The organism is Shewanella sp., assembly GCF_013214165.1.
In the GTDB taxonomy this organism is placed as follows: domain Bacteria; phylum Pseudomonadota; class Gammaproteobacteria; order Enterobacterales; family Shewanellaceae; genus Shewanella.
In genome coordinates this window covers 1-17,451 of record NZ_JABSSM010000082.1, presented here as the reverse complement: position 1 = coordinate 17,451, position 17,451 = coordinate 1, and the positions used below count along the sequence as shown (strand labels likewise).

Here is a 17,451-nt window from a genome sequence, read left to right as displayed (position 1 = left end):
TAAATTTAGATGCCCATCAAAGGTCGATGAGCTGACCTGTAACTAGAAGCTGTAATGAGTGTGTTTAGGAATCGGCTCTAGCCTTACCGACGAGTCCGGAGCAGAAACTGACGAAGTGTTTATCGGCAATTTTTCCAACCTTTACCATGATGATTAGCCCTATGGTCATGGCCCTAAATTTAGATGCCCATCAAAGGTCGATGAGCTGACCTGTAACTAGAAGCTGTAATGAGTGTGTTTAGGAATCGGCTCTAGCCTTACCGACGAGTCCGGAGCAGAAACTGACGAAGTGTTTATCGGCAATTTTTCCAACCTTTACCATGATGATTAGCCCTATGGTCATGGCCGCAAACATGGTGCCCATCATAGGCCAGTGAATGGTCCCTGATAGTGCTACGATTATCGTGCTCATAATGAGTATTGCCAGCCACAAAATTACCAGTTTCATCCTTGTCTCTACCTTAATTATCAGTTTCATAAAATTCATGGGTAGAATAGCTTATTCGGGCTGAACCTTTACTGAACGCCGTACCTAAAAAGGCTCCATTGAATAATTTTTTGCTTGAGGGCTTGTAGGTTTACAATGCTCATAGATAATTTAAGTTGGGTAGTATGTGAATAAAACCTATCATAGAGTCGGTCCTGATTATCGTTTCGACGAACAGGTGACCTTTCACGATATCAAAGAGACCTTCGGCCTGAATCATATCCGCTTAGGCTCTTGGGTCGAGGAAGACGAGAAGCGCAAGGCGGCTAACCTCATCTTCGACTCTTTAGCCGATATCCCTTCGATAAAGCATCCGTTAAATCAGCGACTCGAGCGGGTATTCACGACGACTTTTCTGACCCATGATGGCCAAAACAGCCATGAGTATGTCGACCGAGCGGTAGCGTTAGATCATCAATATGGACGCCAGTATTTCTCTAACCCCACCGAGTTGATGGCGCGGGCATTTGAGGCCTGCATCGAGTCCTATCCAGAGATAAGTAACCAGTATCTTGTGAATGAGACCTTGAGTTCTAAGCTCGCCGATGCGGGAGGCTACCCGGCCATTGTGCATCGCCAGCAGATATTCAGCGCCTTGATAGATTATTTCGAGCCATTAGGTGAAGCTCTTGGACGGGAGTAGCATCTATATTGATTCGATCTAGATAGACACAACAAAGGGGAATGACGGCGTATTATGGCTATTAGGCCAGAGCATTATTATGCCGCCCGATTAAAATAAGTGTCGCCGAGCTCTTATGCAGTTTGCCAATGCCGCCGCTCAGCGAGACTAAAATATACAATACTGCCAGATACGCTCGTCGATTCCAGTTGGTTGGAAATATGAGCGCGGTAGAATAAAAATAAACATTAACACCAAGTGCTGGCTCAATGTTTACGTGTGTCCGATTGAATTCCCGTGTAAATCAATGACTATTTTTTCGAGAGGTAATCGACGGTTAAATCGATAAATGCCCTCACTTTAGGTGACAGATGTTTGCGACTGGGATACACCACAAACACATCAATTTCTGGGGCTGGCAGGTCTTCAAATAGGATCTCAAGCTTGCCTGATTTGATCTCTTGCTCCATATAGAACATAGGTAATCGGCAGATCCCCAGATCATCTAACACCAGGGCCAACTCCATATCGGCGCTGTTAGTGACTAATTTTTGCCTAACCTCTACGGAGTAAGGCTTGCCCTCTTTATCATTAAATTGCCATTTGTTCGGTGATTTATGGTTGCTGTAACAGAAGCAGTTATGGCGGCTTAATTCTTGTGGGTGGTGGGGGCGACCATGTTTAGATAGGTATACAGGGCTAGCGACAACATAACCCTTACAGCTAAATATCTTACGGCAGATGAGGCTTGACCCCTCCAGCTGCAACGAGGCTCGAATTGCAAGATCGTAACCTTCTGCGACTACGTCAACCTTACGGTCATTGAGGTCAAGATCTAGGCAGATATTGGGATAGAGGCGCATATATTCGGCTAAGATGGGCTGCAGGTAGTTATTGCCAAAACCGACAGGGGTGCTAAGTCTTAGGATGCCTTTAGGTGCAAGCTCGTGCTGGGTCAGCATGTTCACCGCTTGCTCTGCATCGGCGACTAACTGCTGGCACTCTTGATAGTATGCCTTGCCTTCAGGTGTCAGACCTATGGAGCGCGTGGTGCGATTGAGTAAACGTACGCCAAGCCGCTCTTCGAGCTTATTCACTTCCTTACTGATATAAGACGTTGAATGACCCATCAGCTCGGCTGCCGCCGAGAAACCACCGGTTTTTACCACCTGAGTGAACACCATTACACCATCAAACAGCTTATTCATAGTCATATGGAAATAGTCTTTATCAATTAAGGTTATTAATCTCGAATAACTATTAATATACACTTATCTCCATCCTATGTAACAAACCAATGCCGCAGAGCCTTGTGGGTCACTTTAAACAGCCCTGAGCGTTTTACTAAAATAAAAGTTGAAGAGGAATTATGATGAAAATATTAGCATTCGCAGCCAGCAACAGCGCTAAATCCATTAACAAGCAACTCGCTACTTACGCCGCATCACTGGTAGAAGGCGCCGAGGTTGAGATACTCGATATCAATGATTACGAGATGCCCATTTTTAGCCAAGACAGGGAAAATCAGCTAGGTCAGCCTGAGCTGGCGCAGAAGTTTTTCGGCAAACTTGGCGAAGCCGATGGCATCATCATCTCATTTGCCGAGCATAACGGCTCATACACAGCCGCCTATAAGAACCTGTTCGATTGGACGTCACGCATAGATATGAAGGTATTTCAGAACAAGCCTATGGTATTGCTAGCGACTTCTCCTGGACCTGGTGGCGCTAAATCCGTACTAACAGCCGCCGTAGGTTCTGCCCCCTATTTCGCCGCCGATGTGAAGGCGAGTCTTTCTGTCCCTAGCTTCTTCGATAATTTCGACATGGAAAAGGGCGAGCTTAAAAATGATGAGCTCAAGCAGGCGCTGAAAGAAGCGGTATTTAAGCTGCATCAAGCCAGTGCCTAGTGCTTAGATTCTAGCAACCAGGCCTTAGAACCTAGGGCCTGGTTTCACTCTTGCTTTAAGAAGGGCTGGCCCGGTTGCCAGTCGATGTAGACGCTGTCTTTTTCGGCGCTATAGGGCGCTTTGACGAAGACAGATTTAAAGTCTTTATCACTCTCGTTTCTGAACAGGTGCGACTCACCTGGCTCGCAGCGCAGGTAGTCGCCTTGCTTGATTAGCACACGTTCACCATCCACATAAACGGCACATTCACCCTCGAGTACCAAGAATGATTCTTCCTGAGTCTTATGTTTATGGCAAGGGTGAGCCTCACCTGGGGTTATCACCACAATGCCGAAGTGAACTCTTGGACCATTGGTCAGGTATTTAGGCCCATACTCGCCGAAGCGATAGTCATGCTCTGATTCATTGGTTAAGTACATAGGGGTTCCTGATTTTCTGTATTGTTGGCTACGAGCTCGTATGTAGGAGCTGCTTTAGCGGCGATGTTTTGCTTGTTTCATCTTTCCCGGCTAAAGCCGGTCCTACAACTTCTCACCATCCTGGCTAAAGCCAGTCCTACAACTTTTATAATCCTGGTGCTTGCCACATTGAGTTGGTCAGGCCTTTATCGACCAGTTTTAATTGCTGCTCATACACCTGAATCCACTTATCTTTTAACGCTTGATACTTCACGTAGTTATCCATGTTGGGCTGGTATTCTTTCTCCCAGCTAACGATCGAGTCGGCCGCCTGTTTTATGCTGGCGTAAATGCCCACACCGACCCCCGCGGCCATGGCGCAGCCCAGAGATGTGGCTTCTTTTACTTTAGGTATTTTGACTTTCTTGCCGGTGACATCGGCGAGGATCTGCGGCCATAGAAATCCTTTACTGGCACCGCCGGCAAACACTATCACCTGTTCAGCTTCGCTTGGCTTGCTAGCAGCGGTTGAGCCAGCTGTTTCTGGTTGACTAAATGCCTGGATATTTTCGAGGTTAATGGCCGAAACAATGCAGGCATTCTCCTGCAGGCTACGAAACAGACAGGCGGGATTGCTCTTGTCGGCATCCAGTGACAGATTGATAAAGGAAGGGGCGGCGTGATACCAGTGATCGTAATGCATGGCATCGGAAAATATCGGTAAGATATCATAGCTGCAAACAGGCACTTGCTCGGCCAGCTCTTCCATATAGGCATAGACATTTATGCCACGCTCATCGGCTAACTGCTTCTCTAAATGACAGAAGGCATCCACAAACCAGTGCATCACTAGGCCGCTAAAAAATGTGATCCCCTCGGCCTGAGAGAGTCCGGTGATCACATGGGGGTTGACCCTAATAGACATGTCTTGCGGTGGCGGCATCTTGGCGTCTATGTTCACCACTTGCTGCCAGAAACTGCCGCCCAGCACCGCTATATCGCCTAGGTTGACGACTCCAAGGCCGGCAGCGCCAAGTTGCACATCACCGCCGCCCATCACCACGGCCGTGCCTATACTCAGGCCTGATTCACTGGCGGCTTGTGCGGTGACTTCCCCTATCTTGGTGCCTGTTTCGATCACTGGGGGGAATATCTCCGGGTTAAGGCCAACCTCTTCGGCCATCTCGGGCACCCAGTTACGTGTGGCCAGGGAGAAGATCCCGCTTGTGCCCGCATTGGATGGGTCGGTCGCGATCACGCCGCTGAGTTTTGCTAAGACCCAGTCGCTGAGCATGGCAATCGAATGGGCCTGGTCATACAGCTCGGGATGATGCTCCTTGAGCCATAGCAAACGGGGTAGGGCGCCGAGGGCGAAGGTTTGTCCGGACTGCTGATAATCACGATATTCGATATCCGCTGAGGACTCTTTCAGCGCCATGACTTGCTCAGAGGCTCTGGCATCGACATTAGCGACGGCCCAGATCTCCTGGCCATCTTTATCAAACACCACTATGCCTTCACGCATACTCGTCGCTGAAATGGCGATGATCTGCTGGGGAGAGATGTTGGCGTTGAGGATAGCTAGCTTGATACAGCGACATAACAGTGGCCAGTCATTATCGAAATCGAAGCCCATGGAGTTATCGACACCATCTTCGGCTAAGTGCTGCCACTCCTCTTGCCCCACGGAAATTTGGCGTCCTTGCAAATCAAACAGCACGGCACGGCCGCTGCCTGTTCCCGCATCTATGGCTAACAGATAGTTTTCCATGTTCATTTCCTTATGTGTCACCCTCTCCCGGCTAAAGAGGTCCTACAAAGGTTAAACCACGACCCCTTCTTCGTGGGGCACGTATTCATTCGACAACATCATGGTTATCGCGCTGAGCAGGTTAAATACGCCGGCTTGTAGCTGCTCGCCATTGGTTTTTTGCACTAATACTGTTGAGCCATCCAGTGAGGATAATGTCGGGCATGCGCAGCAGTTGAGCTCTAGTACCTTGATGATGTTACTGCTCATGACGGGTAAGGATCCTTGGTTGACGCACAATACCTTAGGGTTTATGCCATGCTCTAAAAAGGCTTCACAGGCTTTGAGTAACATCAGGTTAGAAGGGTCATCCCCAAGGCAGATAACTATGTCTAAGCCACCATAATCTATGATGGCGGTTTCGGCCGCTTCCTGGCACTTATCTAAGGTATCAAATTCAAGGTGTTCGCCAAGCTCTACAAGGTTAGCGCCGAGCGCTTCCATATGAGCCACAACGGCTTGACCTACCTGTGTTGCGGCGGCGGTGATCATGGCGACCTTGCCTAACAAGGGTTTGTCGTTTGAGTTCGGGCCTTTTTTCAGCTTGGCCTGCTCAAGATCCCAGTATTCCACCGCGAAGATATCAGCCGGGCTCAGAGGCTGATAACCACCGAGGGCTTCGGCGGTTAATATCGCCTCTAAGGTATGACTGCTGATGTCTTCGATGATCAAGGCCTGGTTGACTGTCTTGCCGAAAGATATGGCGGCTCTACCCTGCCAGATAGCATAGTTAGGCGTGTAGTTAAGCATGGTTTGACCGCTCTGATAGCGGTCAAAATATTCAATATAGTCTTGGGCATAATTGCTGAGGTCGGCTTCGAAGTCGCCATGTAAAATAGCGGGGATACGTTTAGTGCGAATGACATGGTCCGGCGTAAGCGGACCGCGACTGGCGATACTTTTAAGCTCAGGGTGTGAGGCAATATGACATGAGGCCATACTACTGTTTAACAGAGCCAGATGCGCTGCGCCTTTTTGCGCCGACACCAGCTTGCGTATCTTAGCGAGCTCAAGCAGATCAATATCTGTGTTCTCATCAGGGTACTCAAGGCTCTTCTCATCCGCCTCTTCCCGCTCTTCGGCATTGATGCACAGATTTGCTTCGATAAAACTTTCGGCTTCGCTCACCAGTTTAATGGTGTTCTCGTAAGCAGTCTTAGCATCGTCGCTAAAGGTAAGCAGGCCGTGGTTCATGAGCACCAAGCCTTCTATCGACTGCCAGTCGATAGCTTGGGTCATCTCATAGACCCGCTTAGCCAGCGCAAAGCCCGGCATCACATAAGGGATCACCAAGACCCGCTTGCCATACAACTGCTCGATAAAGGCTTCACCGCTTGCAGTGTTAGTCAGGGTAACTACTGCATCAGTATGGGTATGATCCACGAAGGCGAAAGGGATAATGGCGTGCAGTATGGCTTCAACCGAGGGATTGGGCGCATTGGGATCTATCATGGCGGCGCGCTGATACTTGACCATGTCGCTGTCGGTCAGCTCGGTAAGCTTGGCCATCTTCAATAACACGTCCATCTTTACCGGTGCGAAACCTGCCGCTTCTATGGTCTCTAAATCCCAGCCGCTACCTTTTACAAAGAGTATTTCTTCAGGCTCACCGAATAGATTGTCGACTCGAGTCTTTACTGAGGTATTGCCGCCACCGTGCAGCACCAGTGCAGGTTCCTGACCTAACAGGCGAGATGTATAGACTCTCAATTCGAGAGGTGTAGTGTATTGACTGGCTGTTTGGGCATGCCACAAGCTTTGCATAGAAATTCCTTGTCATTTTTTAGGGAAGTTTCTAGGATCTAGGATCTAGACGACTAACTTAAAACTTAGCACTTATAGTTTAACACTTCCCTAAGTTTTAACTTTCTGTGAACAGATCGTAGGACCGGCTTTAGCCGGGATAGGTGGAACAGACAAGGCATCGCTGCTGCAGCGACTCCTAACTATAAGCAGCTCATTCGCTTTATCCGCTTGTATCGTCTTTGGTGACGACTCCCTGATTAGAATGTCAGACACGTTAGGCACATTGGAAGTGGGTCAGTACGCCGATATTATCGCGATAGATACTAGCCCGCTAAAAGAGATAGAAGTCTTATTGGATGTGGATCTTGTGATGAAAGGCGGCAAGGTTTTTAAGAATAAATAAGCGACGAGTTCCTAGGTTCTAGAATCAATAATCTAGATCCTAGGAACTATAATCTAGGGCCTTATTTAATAATAAAGCTACCCTGCATGATTGCCCAGTGGCCAGGGAATGAGCAGAAGAACGTGTAGGCTTCAGCAGCACTCATGCCTTCGGTGCTGAAGGTGATGCTGCTTGAGCTACCGCCGCCAACAACATCGGTATGAGCAATAACACGAGTGTCGCCGTCTTTAACATAGTTTTTATCTACGCCTGCGCCCATGCCGTCGTTGGCAACGGCTTGCATATCTGCAGCCTTGGTTAGCACCCAGTTGTGGCCCATGGCAGCTTTTGGTAGCTGACCTGAATGAGTCAATGTCAGCGTGACCTCTTTACAGCTTGCTGGGACACTGAGTTGTTTGGTGTCGAACTGCATAGCGTCGTTAGCGCTGATGGTTAATTCACATTCATTGGTATGGGCCATAGCACTAGACGACATCCCGAATAGTGCACTGAAACCGAGTAAACCCACTGCGCTTATCGCCTTAAGACGATTCATTGAGATTTTCATTTGAAATCCTTATTTTGATTATTGGTGTACTAAACACCGCGCTATCTTAATGAAAATTAATGTTAATGAGAATTATTATTGATTTTGTATTGTGGGCCTCGAGTGACATCGCCGTCATATTTTTCAACCGAATGAACACTAATTTTAATATATATTAATGACTTGTATAGTTACTTTATGAGATAATTAGTTTTATAAATTTACAATTGCATGGAGGCAATATGAAGCGAATTACTCTTCTATCACCACTAAACTCCCTTTTATCACTGCTAATCGTCTGCGGTTTCCTGGTGAACTTTAGCGTATCGGCTGATGATAGTTCTCGTCGTCAAGATGTTGAGCAACTGCTTGTAGATATGAAAGCGGATTCTTTGATGGATGCTGCTTATACCCAAGCAGAACAAATGATGCTGCAGATGCGAGAGCAATTGAAGATCCAAGATTCAGAGAGTGAAATGTTTACCAGCTTCGTTAATAAAAACACACAAATCATGCGCGAAGAGATGGGCTGGGATAAATTGAAACAGCCTATGGTCGATATTTACGTGAAGCATTATACGGATAGGGAGATCACCGATATGCTCGCTTTCTATCAGAGTGAGTCGGGTCGCTCCATGGTCGACAAGATGCCTCTTGTGATGCAGGAATCCATCATGCTGACTCAAGCATTGGCTCAGCCTATGATGATACGTATGCAAACTTTACAACTGGAGTTTGATAAAGAGCTGGAAGAACATAGAAAACAGATAGCAGACCAATAGAGGGGCAATTTGCGCTTGTCGTAAAGAGTTTTGGATGTATATGCTGTTTTATTTCATTTTCTATGCTTAGCGGCGGTTATAGATGTCACGTTAGGCACTATGATATTTTCAACTGTGCTGGCATTAGGTTTGTTTTTACCGACGATAGCCATCTGTGCTCGTCGCTTACATGATACCGGACGTTCTGGCTGGTGGCAGCTAATCGGTTTAATACCACTGATTGGTGCTATAGTTTTGTTGGTTTTCTATGTGCTGGACAGCATAGGAGAAAATGACTAGGGTGCGAATCCAAAGGCTATAGAAGCTTAATCGATTTGTAAATTGCGTGAGGGAGGATGAAATACTTATCCTTTCTTACCACTTACCACTTACCACTCAAGGCTGTTTACCTCTTATAACTTACGACTTAACACCTCTCCTTTCTCGTCGATTATCTCCAGATACAGAAAAAGAGCTGCGCGGCCCCTTTCCAAAACATTACCCATCAGCCTAAGTAGAGTGGCCCCGAGTAAGTTGATTTATTGCTCTTAATAACGGCTCTGATTAATTCGCGGTAACTTTAATGCGCTCAACATTAGCTGCTGGTTCATCGATAACAAAATCCAGTTGAACCTGAGAACCTTTAGCCCCGTGCTTAGACTTCTTATAAACCCATTGCTCTAAGGCTTTTACTGCTGATTTATCGAATACACCTGTGGGTGATGACTTAATCACTTTAATGTTAGACACCATTCCAGACTTGTTGATATCAAACTTGAGTTGAACATAGCCATTTTGATTGGCTTTAACTGCGGCTGCTGGGTATTTGGGCTCAACACGCGTCAGTGGATGAACACTGTGTGCTTGGCTCTTAGTCACCTTGGTCGATTCTTTCGACGAGGCTTGATGATCTCCTGCCTGAACTTGTTGATTGAGTATCAAGCTTGCGAATCCTAAGCCTAGTGTCATTGCTATTATGGTTAAGGTGCTCTTTCCATGTTGTTTTTTCATTTGTATGATCCTTTCCTTTAAGATGTTTTTATTTCCATAGTGGGTATGAAGCATGCCAATTTGAGCGTGCTGAGAGTACGCCAGTAGCGCATGGCTATAGGCAATTTTTTCATCGGTATTCATCGATGAGGTGATTTGAGCATCACAGGCGAGTTCCTGATCGTCACGAAAACGGCGGTAGGCTAACCAACAGAGTGGGTTGAACCAGAAGATGGCGAGCAGACCATAGGCCAGCAGGTTAGTGATGATATCTCCGCGTTCATGGTGAAACAGCTCGTGTGCCAATACGGCTTTTTGCTGCTTTACTGTCAGTTTATGAAAGTCTGATGGCACTATGATCGTCGGCTTAATCACGCCTGTTAACATGGGAGAAGTGATCTCTGGACTCTGTAATATGGGTAAGGCGTCGGCCAACATAAGCGCGTTGATGTTAAGTTCGCCGCCCTGGGTGTGAGCATAAGGTGTACTCTTGCTCAACAACTTATTTAAATAGCGTCGTTGCAGTAGTAACAGTGCAGCCATCACGGCAATTCCTGACAACCATAAACCTACGACTAAAGGGGTCGGGATAAAGCTTTCACTGTTTTTAACGGCAAGTGACGCCAGCACTCTGTAATGCTCAAAATTTGCTAGCTTAGATTCCGCCAGCAAGTTAGGCAGAAATTGCAGTACCACAGAGCCTAACAACATTAGTGGGATAGCCAGCCATAAGCTGTACATGTGGTGAGCCCCTAGCTGTTTAAGCAGTGGCTTATGAAAAAGTAGGATGAAGGCGCAGACTAAGCTTATGAGTATGCTTTGTTGTGTGAGCCAGTTAATCATGTTTAGGCTCCTTTGTTTGAGTATCGGTTGTTTGACAGTCGCTGCTTAATTCTCCCTTGTTCAAGCTGTCTTTTTTCGAGTCCTCTTCTTGCCAGTTGTCGAGCAGTGTTTTCAATTCTGCAACATCTTCTGCGCTGAGTTTATTTTCTTTGGCAAAGCCCGCAACGAGGGGGGCGATACGACCCGAGAACATTCTCTCTACGAAAGACTGGCTCTCTTTAATTTGATATTCACCTTGATTGATTAGGGGGGAGTAGAGATAGCCACGGCCCTGTTTTTGAAACCCGATCGCCTGTTTTTTTACTAAGCGGTTTAATAGGGTTTTGACTGTTTTTTCGTGCCATTCATGAGAATCTGCCAATTTTTTCACCACTTCATTTGAGCTTGTCGGTGACGACTCCCAGAGTATATTGAGTACGGCAAGTTCTGAATTACTGATCTCTTTCATCGGCTGATCCCATTGTCAAAGTATGTACTTATTACTTTCTGTTGAATGCATTTATGGATTACAAATGTAATCTGAATGTTTAAGATTACATTTGTAATCTTACTTGGCAAGGTATTTTGTTGAGTAATTGATACAAAGGTTGTGAGTTTGTTTTGTATGGGTGTTAGTTAGATTTCTTTTGATTGCCAACCAGAAGCTTGCATCCTTTTTAAACAAATCGTTTTATTCCAAATTTGCCGGAGTAAAAGCCAAGAGAATCAAATTAGACTTTTAGGTAAGCAGAATGTCATCCAAAAGTTAGACATTTATACGTATAGACGTCTATAATGCGGCGGATCGTAACTTGGTGCTAAACAGAGTACTAATACTTGGTAGTTAAACTGAGTACTGAACTGGGTACAAAAACTAAGTGCGTTCTTGGAATGAATTAACAATATTTTAGTCAATCTTTTGTGGTGCCTAAACCTATTTAAATGTGTTGAAACATAGCGGATTGCTAAGGATTTCGACAATCAAGGTGAAGGATAATCGGGAAGTCAGTGAAAATCTGACACTGCCCCCGCAACGGTAAAAGGTAAGAGTCAGGTGCGCCTATCTTTCTATATAGATGGAGAGACAGAAAAGAAAGCGTAAAAAAGCCTGAACTCGTGCAGTGTCGCTTTTAAAGTGTCATCGCAGAGCCTAAGTCCGGAGACCGGCCCATTAGATGATTTTGAGATTTCGGCGGGCAGATCTCAAGATGCGGCTTTCGGTCAACAGCATAAAGCTGAACAGCCTAATTATGTCGTGACATTTTTGCCCCGTTTTCCTTTTAGGAGTTAAAGGTAAAATGGGAACACAAGTATCCAGAATTGCACTGCTTGTCAGCAGTCTACTCGGCCTATCCACTTTTTCAGCTATGGCCACTGACACGACTGTTAGCAACCTAGACCCAATAAACGAGATAATAACCGTAACAGGTTCACGTTTTGATAGGACTGCCGATCAACAGCTCACCGTCATCAATACCATCGAGCGTGAAGAGATTGAACGTTTGAGTCCTAAGTCTGTTGTCGATATATTAGAAACGTTACCCGGCGTCAGTGTGTTGCGTAATGGCGGGGCGGGTCAAAACACCTCAATTAGTCTTCGCGGCAGTAACTCAAACCATGTCCTCGTGCTAATTGACGGAATAAAAATTGGTTCTGCCACCTTAGGCTCTGTCAGTTTTAACACTTTATCACCAGAGAGCATCGAACGTATCGAAGTCTTGAAGGGACCGAGAGCCTCTATCTGGGGAAGTGATGCAATCGGTGGTGTCATCCAGATATTTACCCGTCAACTGAAGGGCGGAGAGTGGTTTGCCGGTGCGGAATACGGTAGCGATGATTATATTCGTGGTTCGGCAGGTGTGGGAATTGACCACGGTGACGGTAGTAGCAGTTTTACTCTAAACCATGAACAATCAGAAGGTTATGATGTTTATAACGGCGGCGGATCTGAAAATGATGCTGATGGTTATCAACGCAATGGATTGGCAATAAAAGGCTCACAGCAGTTAAACCCGCTGTGGCAAGTGTTATGGAATGGCCAATATGATAGAGGATTTTATCAGTTTGATGATATCTATGCATCGGGTGCAGTCGACGAATCAGATTATGAAAACTACCTTTGGAATCTTGGCACTCAATATAGCAATGATAAATTCACCAGTAAATTAACCCTAGGCCAGTCTCGCGACTATAACGAAAATTTCCGTGGTGACGATAGCGGTGTGCCTGTTGCAATATTTGAAACCAAACGTGATCAGATCAACTGGAGTAATCAATACTTAGCCTCTAATGAACTGTCGTTTACTGGTGGTCTAGATTGGTCTAAAGAAGCTATTTTTGGTGACTACGCCGAAGATGAGCGCGATATTCTAGGCGCTTATGTGTTGGTTCAGAAACAGTGGAGCAAGCTATTAGCTGAAGTGGCAGTTCGCTATGATGATGTCGAAAATATTGACAGTGAAGTGTCCTATAACGCTAGCCTAGCATATCAGTTTAACGATCAGTGGCGCTTGTCTGCTACGACCGGAACGGCGTTCAAAGCCCCCACCTTTAACGACCTATATTGGCCTGGTTCGGGTAATGCCGATCTGATCTCAGAAACGGCTGAGAACTATGATTTGACCTTGAGTTTTACTGCTAAAGATATCCGTGCTTATATCAGTTTGTTCCAAAATAAGATTGATAATCTTATAGCTTGGGCACCAACCGGTGAAAAAGATGCTTACGGATGGGATATTTGGAGGCCTGCTAATATAAATAGAGCTGAAATTCGAGGCATTGAACTGTCGGCTAACTACCAGTTATTCAACCTAGAACACCAGCTGGGTTACACCTATCTGGATGCGGAAAATAAACAAACGGGTGAGCAGCTTGTTGGTCGTAGTGAGAACGAGTTTAATTATATGTTGAGTTATACTTGGCAGCAATTTGATGTACTCGCTAACTATCATTATCAAGGTAAGCGTTATGCTGGGTTTGATGAGTTTTTTGAGGCCTACCACAAGGTAGATCTGAGTGTCGGCTATCAGCTCAGTGATGCATGGAAGCTACGTTTGAAGGCAAATAATATACTCGATGAAGAAATTATTTCCGCACAAAATTATTTTAGCCCAGGCAGAGAATTGTTTTTTAGTGTGAATTACAAGGCCTTCTAGCAAAGTAAGGCGTTTAGGTTTCACGATCGAAACCAGGCCTTGTGTCTGGTTTTTTTTGTGTTATTAATTAGGTCATTAATTCTGATTCGATACTGCCATGACTCAATCTAGGTTTACCTGTTTTGTCGTTTTCTCAATGTTACTGCTATTACAGTCATGTACAGGCCCCAGCATCGCAGTGCTTTCTCACAATGCACAAATTCTGGCGTTTGGCGATAGCCTTACCTATGGCAAGGGATCGAGTGAAGGCGGTGATTATCCAGCGGTTTTGGCTGAATTGACTGGGCTGAGGGTGATCAATGCCGGTGTTTCAGGCGAGACCACCTCACAGGGCTTGATCAGGCTAGCAGAGCTACTCGTTGGAGAGACTCCTGACTTGCTGATTCTACTCGAAGGTGGCAATGATTTTCTGCGTAATCATGATATAGCTAAGACTAAAACTAATCTGGCGCAGATGATCGAGTTGGCTCAGGTTAGGTCGATTGCGGTAGTCTTGATTGCCGTGCCGCAGAAGAGTCTTTTTTTGTCGCCGGCGACGCTCTATTCAGAGTTAGCGGAGACCTATGATGTTATGCTGCTGGAAGAGGCGTTAACGGATTTGCTCAAAACTCGCTCAATGAAATCTGATACGATTCACCTTAATGATGCAGGTTACCGCGCGCTAGCTGAGACGATTTATCGTGGGCTCGAAGATGCAGGCGCGATATAATGCATCGAATATGTGCTATTTTGTGCACTATAGGTTATTGAACCTATGCAAGGTGAGATGAAGAGCCCGATAGCTCAGCCTTCTGGTTATTGATGTTCTGGTTGATAACGCTATGATATCGCTTGAACTTGGTGATTTTGCTCGGTTATCTGACCTTGGGTAGATAATTAGCGTTAAAATAATCATTTAGGTTAAATCAGCTTGACCCAAGTGGCCCTTATAGGGATACACTCCCTGATAACAATTGGTGTCGCGCCAAAATAATAAATGTAGGTTAAAACTTCCCATGACAGATCTTGAGCATAAGGTGTTCACTCAAGTACGCGCAATTATTAGTAATGAAGAGCAGGTGATTGGTCGCCGCGGAATATTGATCCCATTAAAGAAGGCGATCATCGCCGATGGTGATATCCGCAATGTCATCGATATCGTCTCTTCAGATCCCGCTTTAGCGGCTCATATGCTTTGGCGCAGCAATGCGGCGATCAGCGGTGCAGGTATTACCACTAAGAACCGCTCATTGAAAGATGCCCTAGTGCGATTAGGTCAGGTGAACATATATCGTTATGCCTTTACCTTTTATCTCCAAGAACGTCTCGATGAGCTGCCTCAGCCATATAAGAAGTTAGTTCACGGCTATTGGTCATTGACTGAAAGTATCGCTGTCGATGCCGTCGATAGTTTGCATAATATGCAAGGGGTGGATATCAACCCGGATGAAGTGCAGACCTTAGCCTTGTTTAGTGTATTCGGTGAGATTATTGCCTTGACTGCATTTGCCTTCTTAAATGCCGAGTCGGAAGAGTCGTTCCCTCTGAGCATCATCAAGTCGCTTATCGATAACCACAAGCAGACCTTGACCATAGAAGCGTTTGACTCTTTGGGCTTAGATGAAGAGCTTAAAGAGGAGTTTCTGGTCGCTCATAATCTGAGACAGACTCGCGATGCTAACTCGCCAGGCCTAGTGCTCAGACGCGTGCTTTCGATGAGAAATCAGCTGCTGAAGCCGTTGTAAAGAAGGTTCGAGTATCGAGCTCGAGTTACCAGCATTAGGCTGTAACTCGCGACTCGCAACTTTCTTCGCACAGCCTTTATTGCAAGATATTAGTCACTCACCCTAGATCTTTTTCCTTTATTTAATTCAATTTATGCTGTTTCGCCAGTCCTTCTTTGGCTACTAGCTTCAACCACTGCTGCGCCACATGTGCGCTAGCGCTATCTTTGCGATATGCCCCAAACAGTGGCCGCTTCAATCCCTCTGGCCCTAGCTTGATAGCGGTCAAGTTCAAGCCATAAGACTCGCTGATCGACCAGGTTGGCAGGGCTGCCACACCATCTTTGCAGGCGATCCTTTGCAGTAGCATCATGGTGAGATCGCAGCTGATCTGCTCACCGGCTTTCACGCCCGCAGGCTCCAGGAAATGACGGTATAGATCCAGACGTTGCAGCGGCACAGGATAGCTGATGATGGCAAGTTTCTCGAGTTGCTTAGGCGTCACATATTCCAGCTTGGCCAGAGGGTGATCCTTGGCAACCACCAGCTGAACTTCAAAATCGAACAGATGCTGGTAGGCAATGGATTGTCCTGGAACAGGATCTGATGTGAGTACCACATCGAGTTCGCCAATCTCCAGTGCATTGAGTGAATCAAACTGGTGTCGGCTGGAAAGGTCCAAATTCACATTTGGATATGTGGTCCTAAACTGCTCCATCACCGGCATCAACCATCGAAAGCAGCTATGGCATTCGATGCCTACCGCAAGCTGATTGAGTTCATCATTGAGCCCTTGCTTGAGGTCATATTCGGTTTCGACGACCTTAGGTAAGATCTCTTCGGCCAGATTGAGTAGCCTAGCGCCTTCTTGCGTAAATGAGAGCGGTTTACTCTTTCTGATAAAAATTGATGAGTTAATTCGGGTCTCTAACTCTTTTATCTGATGAGAAAGCGCTGATTGAGTGACGAAACGTTTTTTGGCTGCACCAGCGAGACTTCCCGTTTCTTTTAAGGCTACTAGTGTTCGTAAATGTCTGAGTTCAATCATGTTATCCCTGCTTTGTTTCAACATGAATTTTACTCATGTTGTGCTTGAAATCAATTCGTTTGTCAGAAGGTAGACTATCACAATAAACTTCTAGACGTCCAGACGCCCGAATGTGTTTTTACATCGAAAGGTGTTACATCATCAGGAGTCACTAATAAGACTCTGGTGCGTTTACTCTGAATTCTGCTCATATTAAAGCAAAAAGGTATACAATATGCAAATTTCGAAAGAGATACAGATAGCTAACCTAGGGTTTCCAAGAATTGGTCGTCAACGTGAGTTGAAGTTTGCTCAAGAGAAATATTGGCGTGGTGAGACCAGTCAGGCTGAGCTAAAGCAAGTGGCTAAGATCTTGCGTCGTATCCATTGGGAGTGGCAGGCTCAGGCAGGGGTTGCTTTGTTACCCGTTGGAGATTTTGCCTGCTATGATCAGGTGCTGACCCTGAGCGCGACATTGAATGCCATCCCTGAACGCCACAGAAACCAAGAAGATGATCATGTCGATCTCGATACCCTGTTTAGAGTCGCACGAGGCCGTGCACCATCGGGTAAAGATGCCCCCGCTGGCGAAATGACTAAATATTTCAATACTAATTATCACTACATAGTGCCAGAGCTGACTGTCGATCAAGAATTCAGTGTCGCCTATGAGCAGTTTTTTGAAGACGTTGAAGAAGCCAAATCCCTGGGCTATGCCGCCAAACCCGTACTGCTAGGCCCGGTTTCTTACCTGTTTTTATCTAAGGCCGTTGGCGGCGATTTCGATAAGCTTTCACTACTGCCTAAGCTCATTAAGACCTATGCAGATATCTTGGCTCGTTTCAGTGAGCAAGGTGTAGACTGGGTGCAACTCGAAGAGCCTATTCTAGCCCTTGAGCTTGATGCCGATTGGCAAGCCGCTATTTCAACTAGCTATGACGCGCTAAAAGATGCTCAGATTAAGATTTTACTGGCGAGCTACTATGGCACCATAGCTCACCATCAAGCATTGGTTTCCTCCTTGCCTGTTGCCGGTCTGCATCTGGATCTGGTCACGGCTCCCGAGCAGCTTGTTGAATTTGCGGCAAAACT

General features: G+C 46.1%; 16 protein-coding genes, 2 pseudogenes and 1 riboswitch. Of the genes and pseudogenes, 9 read left to right on the top strand and 9 right to left on the bottom strand.

Annotated features, from left to right (window positions below; all coding sequences use genetic code 11):
• Positions 1 to 238: 238 nt before the first annotated feature.
• Positions 239 to 448, bottom strand: a complete 210-nt coding sequence (locus tag HRU42_RS17550) for a hypothetical protein (protein WP_295032937.1) — start codon at positions 446 to 448, stop codon at positions 239 to 241.
• A 166-nt stretch (positions 449 to 614) separates the two neighbouring features.
• Here HRU42_RS17550 and HRU42_RS17545 point away from each other — a divergent pair, with 166 nt between their 5' ends.
• A complete protein-coding gene (locus HRU42_RS17545; protein ID WP_295032935.1) occupies positions 615 to 1,130 on the top strand; it encodes an LPD1 domain-containing protein in 516 nt (171 codons plus the stop codon).
• A gap of 290 nt (positions 1,131 to 1,420) precedes the next feature.
• Here HRU42_RS17545 and HRU42_RS17540 read toward each other — a convergent pair whose 3' ends face one another.
• On the bottom strand, positions 1,421 to 2,323 hold the full coding sequence (locus HRU42_RS17540; protein ID WP_295032934.1) for a LysR family transcriptional regulator: 903 nt from the start codon (positions 2,321 to 2,323) through the stop codon (positions 1,421 to 1,423).
• Positions 2,324 to 2,481: 158 nt separating this feature from the next.
• Between HRU42_RS17540 and HRU42_RS17535 the strand changes: the two genes are divergently transcribed.
• Complete coding sequence (locus HRU42_RS17535; protein ID WP_295032933.1) at positions 2,482 to 3,018, top strand: NADPH-dependent FMN reductase; 537 nt, start codon at positions 2,482 to 2,484, stop codon at positions 3,016 to 3,018.
• 44 nt (positions 3,019 to 3,062) lie between these two features.
• On the opposite strand, the gene HRU42_RS17530 is transcribed toward HRU42_RS17535, so the two are convergent.
• From HRU42_RS17530 to HRU42_RS17520, 3 genes are all read right to left on the bottom strand, one after another.
• Positions 3,063 to 3,437: a cupin domain-containing protein gene (locus HRU42_RS17530; RefSeq protein WP_295032932.1), complete on the bottom strand. Its 375-nt coding sequence runs from the start codon at positions 3,435 to 3,437 to the stop codon at positions 3,063 to 3,065.
• A gap of 145 nt (positions 3,438 to 3,582) precedes the next feature.
• A complete protein-coding gene (gene lsrK / locus HRU42_RS17525; protein WP_295032931.1) occupies positions 3,583 to 5,187 on the bottom strand; it encodes an autoinducer-2 kinase in 1,605 nt (534 codons plus the stop codon).
• A gap of 51 nt (positions 5,188 to 5,238) precedes the next feature.
• On the bottom strand, positions 5,239 to 6,990 hold the full coding sequence (locus HRU42_RS17520; protein ID WP_295032930.1) for a bifunctional aldolase/short-chain dehydrogenase: 1,752 nt from the start codon (positions 6,988 to 6,990) through the stop codon (positions 5,239 to 5,241).
• A gap of 244 nt (positions 6,991 to 7,234) precedes the next feature.
• On the opposite strand from HRU42_RS17520, the gene HRU42_RS17515 reads away from it, so the two are divergent.
• Positions 7,235 to 7,375, top strand: a complete 141-nt coding sequence (locus tag HRU42_RS17515) for an amidohydrolase family protein (RefSeq protein WP_295032929.1) — start codon at positions 7,235 to 7,237, stop codon at positions 7,373 to 7,375.
• Between the two features lie 61 nt (positions 7,376 to 7,436).
• Here HRU42_RS17515 and azu read toward each other — a convergent pair whose 3' ends face one another.
• Entirely contained in the window at positions 7,437 to 7,922 is a 486-nt protein-coding gene (gene azu / locus HRU42_RS17510; protein ID WP_295032928.1) for an azurin, read from the bottom strand.
• A gap of 221 nt (positions 7,923 to 8,143) precedes the next feature.
• On the opposite strand from azu, the gene HRU42_RS17505 reads away from it, so the two are divergent.
• Positions 8,144 to 8,683: a DUF2059 domain-containing protein gene (locus HRU42_RS17505; RefSeq protein ID WP_295032927.1), complete on the top strand. Its 540-nt coding sequence runs from the start codon at positions 8,144 to 8,146 to the stop codon at positions 8,681 to 8,683.
• A 34-nt stretch (positions 8,684 to 8,717) separates the two neighbouring features.
• Positions 8,718 to 8,962, top strand: a pseudogene (locus tag HRU42_RS17500) (DUF805 domain-containing protein).
• A gap of 264 nt (positions 8,963 to 9,226) precedes the next feature.
• On the opposite strand, the gene HRU42_RS17495 reads toward HRU42_RS17500, so the two are convergent.
• Together HRU42_RS17495 and HRU42_RS17490 are read right to left on the bottom strand one after the other, a co-directional pair.
• On the bottom strand, positions 9,227 to 10,495 hold the full coding sequence (locus HRU42_RS17495) for a M56 family metallopeptidase (RefSeq protein WP_295032926.1): 1,269 nt from the start codon (positions 10,493 to 10,495) through the stop codon (positions 9,227 to 9,229).
• Positions 10,488 to 10,943, bottom strand: a complete 456-nt coding sequence (locus HRU42_RS17490) for a BlaI/MecI/CopY family transcriptional regulator (RefSeq protein WP_367227197.1) — start codon at positions 10,941 to 10,943, stop codon at positions 10,488 to 10,490. Before HRU42_RS17490 ends, HRU42_RS17495 begins: the two co-directional genes overlap by 8 nt.
• A gap of 483 nt (positions 10,944 to 11,426) precedes the next feature.
• Positions 11,427 to 11,661, top strand: a riboswitch (cobalamin riboswitch).
• Between the two features lie 111 nt (positions 11,662 to 11,772).
• On the opposite strand from HRU42_RS17490, the gene HRU42_RS17485 reads away from it, so the two are divergent.
• The 3 genes from HRU42_RS17485 (at position 11,773) to HRU42_RS17475 (ending at position 15,353) form a co-directional block, all read left to right on the top strand.
• The gene (locus HRU42_RS17485; RefSeq protein ID WP_295032925.1) at positions 11,773 to 13,629 is read left to right on the top strand and encodes a TonB-dependent receptor; all 1,857 of its coding nucleotides are present in this window, start codon (positions 11,773 to 11,775) and stop codon (positions 13,627 to 13,629) included.
• Positions 13,630 to 13,765: 136 nt separating this feature from the next.
• On the top strand, positions 13,766 to 14,338 hold the full coding sequence (locus HRU42_RS17480; protein WP_295032924.1) for a GDSL-type esterase/lipase family protein: 573 nt from the start codon (positions 13,766 to 13,768) through the stop codon (positions 14,336 to 14,338).
• A gap of 286 nt (positions 14,339 to 14,624) precedes the next feature.
• Positions 14,625 to 15,353, top strand: a complete 729-nt coding sequence (locus tag HRU42_RS17475) for an HDOD domain-containing protein (protein ID WP_295032923.1) — start codon at positions 14,625 to 14,627, stop codon at positions 15,351 to 15,353.
• Positions 15,354 to 15,474: 121 nt separating this feature from the next.
• Here HRU42_RS17475 and HRU42_RS17470 read toward each other — a convergent pair whose 3' ends face one another.
• Positions 15,475 to 16,380, bottom strand: coding sequence for a LysR family transcriptional regulator (locus HRU42_RS17470; RefSeq protein WP_295032922.1), 906 nt, complete (start codon positions 16,378 to 16,380; stop codon positions 15,475 to 15,477).
• 232 nt (positions 16,381 to 16,612) lie between these two features.
• Between HRU42_RS17470 and HRU42_RS17465 the strand changes: the two are divergent.
• Positions 16,613 to 17,451: pseudogene (locus HRU42_RS17465) on the top strand (5-methyltetrahydropteroyltriglutamate--homocysteine S-methyltransferase); the annotation flags it as partial.

Bases quoted from the DNA above. Each gene is read 5' to 3' on its own strand.
- HRU42_RS17505 (WP_295032927.1), top strand. From the start codon at position 8,144: ATGAAGCGAATTACTCTTCTATCACCACTAAACTCCCTTTTATCACTG.
- HRU42_RS17480 (WP_295032924.1), top strand. From the start codon at position 13,766: ATGTTACTGCTATTACAGTCATGTACAGGCCCCAGCATCGCAGTGCTT.
- HRU42_RS17550 (WP_295032937.1), bottom strand. From the start codon at position 448: ATGAAACTGGTAATTTTGTGGCTGGCAATACTCATTATGAGCACGATA.
- lsrK (WP_295032931.1), bottom strand. From the start codon at position 5,187: ATGGAAAACTATCTGTTAGCCATAGATGCGGGAACAGGCAGCGGCCGT.
- HRU42_RS17475 (WP_295032923.1), top strand. From the start codon at position 14,625: ATGACAGATCTTGAGCATAAGGTGTTCACTCAAGTACGCGCAATTATT.
- HRU42_RS17520 (WP_295032930.1), bottom strand. From the start codon at position 6,990: ATGCAAAGCTTGTGGCATGCCCAAACAGCCAGTCAATACACTACACCT.
- HRU42_RS17535 (WP_295032933.1), top strand. From the start codon at position 2,482: ATGAAAATATTAGCATTCGCAGCCAGCAACAGCGCTAAATCCATTAAC.
- HRU42_RS17530 (WP_295032932.1), bottom strand. From the start codon at position 3,437: ATGTACTTAACCAATGAATCAGAGCATGACTATCGCTTCGGCGAGTAT.
- HRU42_RS17485 (WP_295032925.1), top strand. From the start codon at position 11,773: ATGGGAACACAAGTATCCAGAATTGCACTGCTTGTCAGCAGTCTACTC.
- azu (WP_295032928.1), bottom strand. From the start codon at position 7,922: ATGAAAATCTCAATGAATCGTCTTAAGGCGATAAGCGCAGTGGGTTTA.
- HRU42_RS17495 (WP_295032926.1), bottom strand. From the start codon at position 10,495: ATGATTAACTGGCTCACACAACAAAGCATACTCATAAGCTTAGTCTGC.
- HRU42_RS17470 (WP_295032922.1), bottom strand. From the start codon at position 16,380: ATGATTGAACTCAGACATTTACGAACACTAGTAGCCTTAAAAGAAACG.
- HRU42_RS17540 (WP_295032934.1), bottom strand. From the start codon at position 2,323: ATGACTATGAATAAGCTGTTTGATGGTGTAATGGTGTTCACTCAGGTG.
- HRU42_RS17515 (WP_295032929.1), top strand. From the start codon at position 7,235: ATGTCAGACACGTTAGGCACATTGGAAGTGGGTCAGTACGCCGATATT.
- HRU42_RS17490 (WP_367227197.1), bottom strand. From the start codon at position 10,943: ATGAAAGAGATCAGTAATTCAGAACTTGCCGTACTCAATATACTCTGG.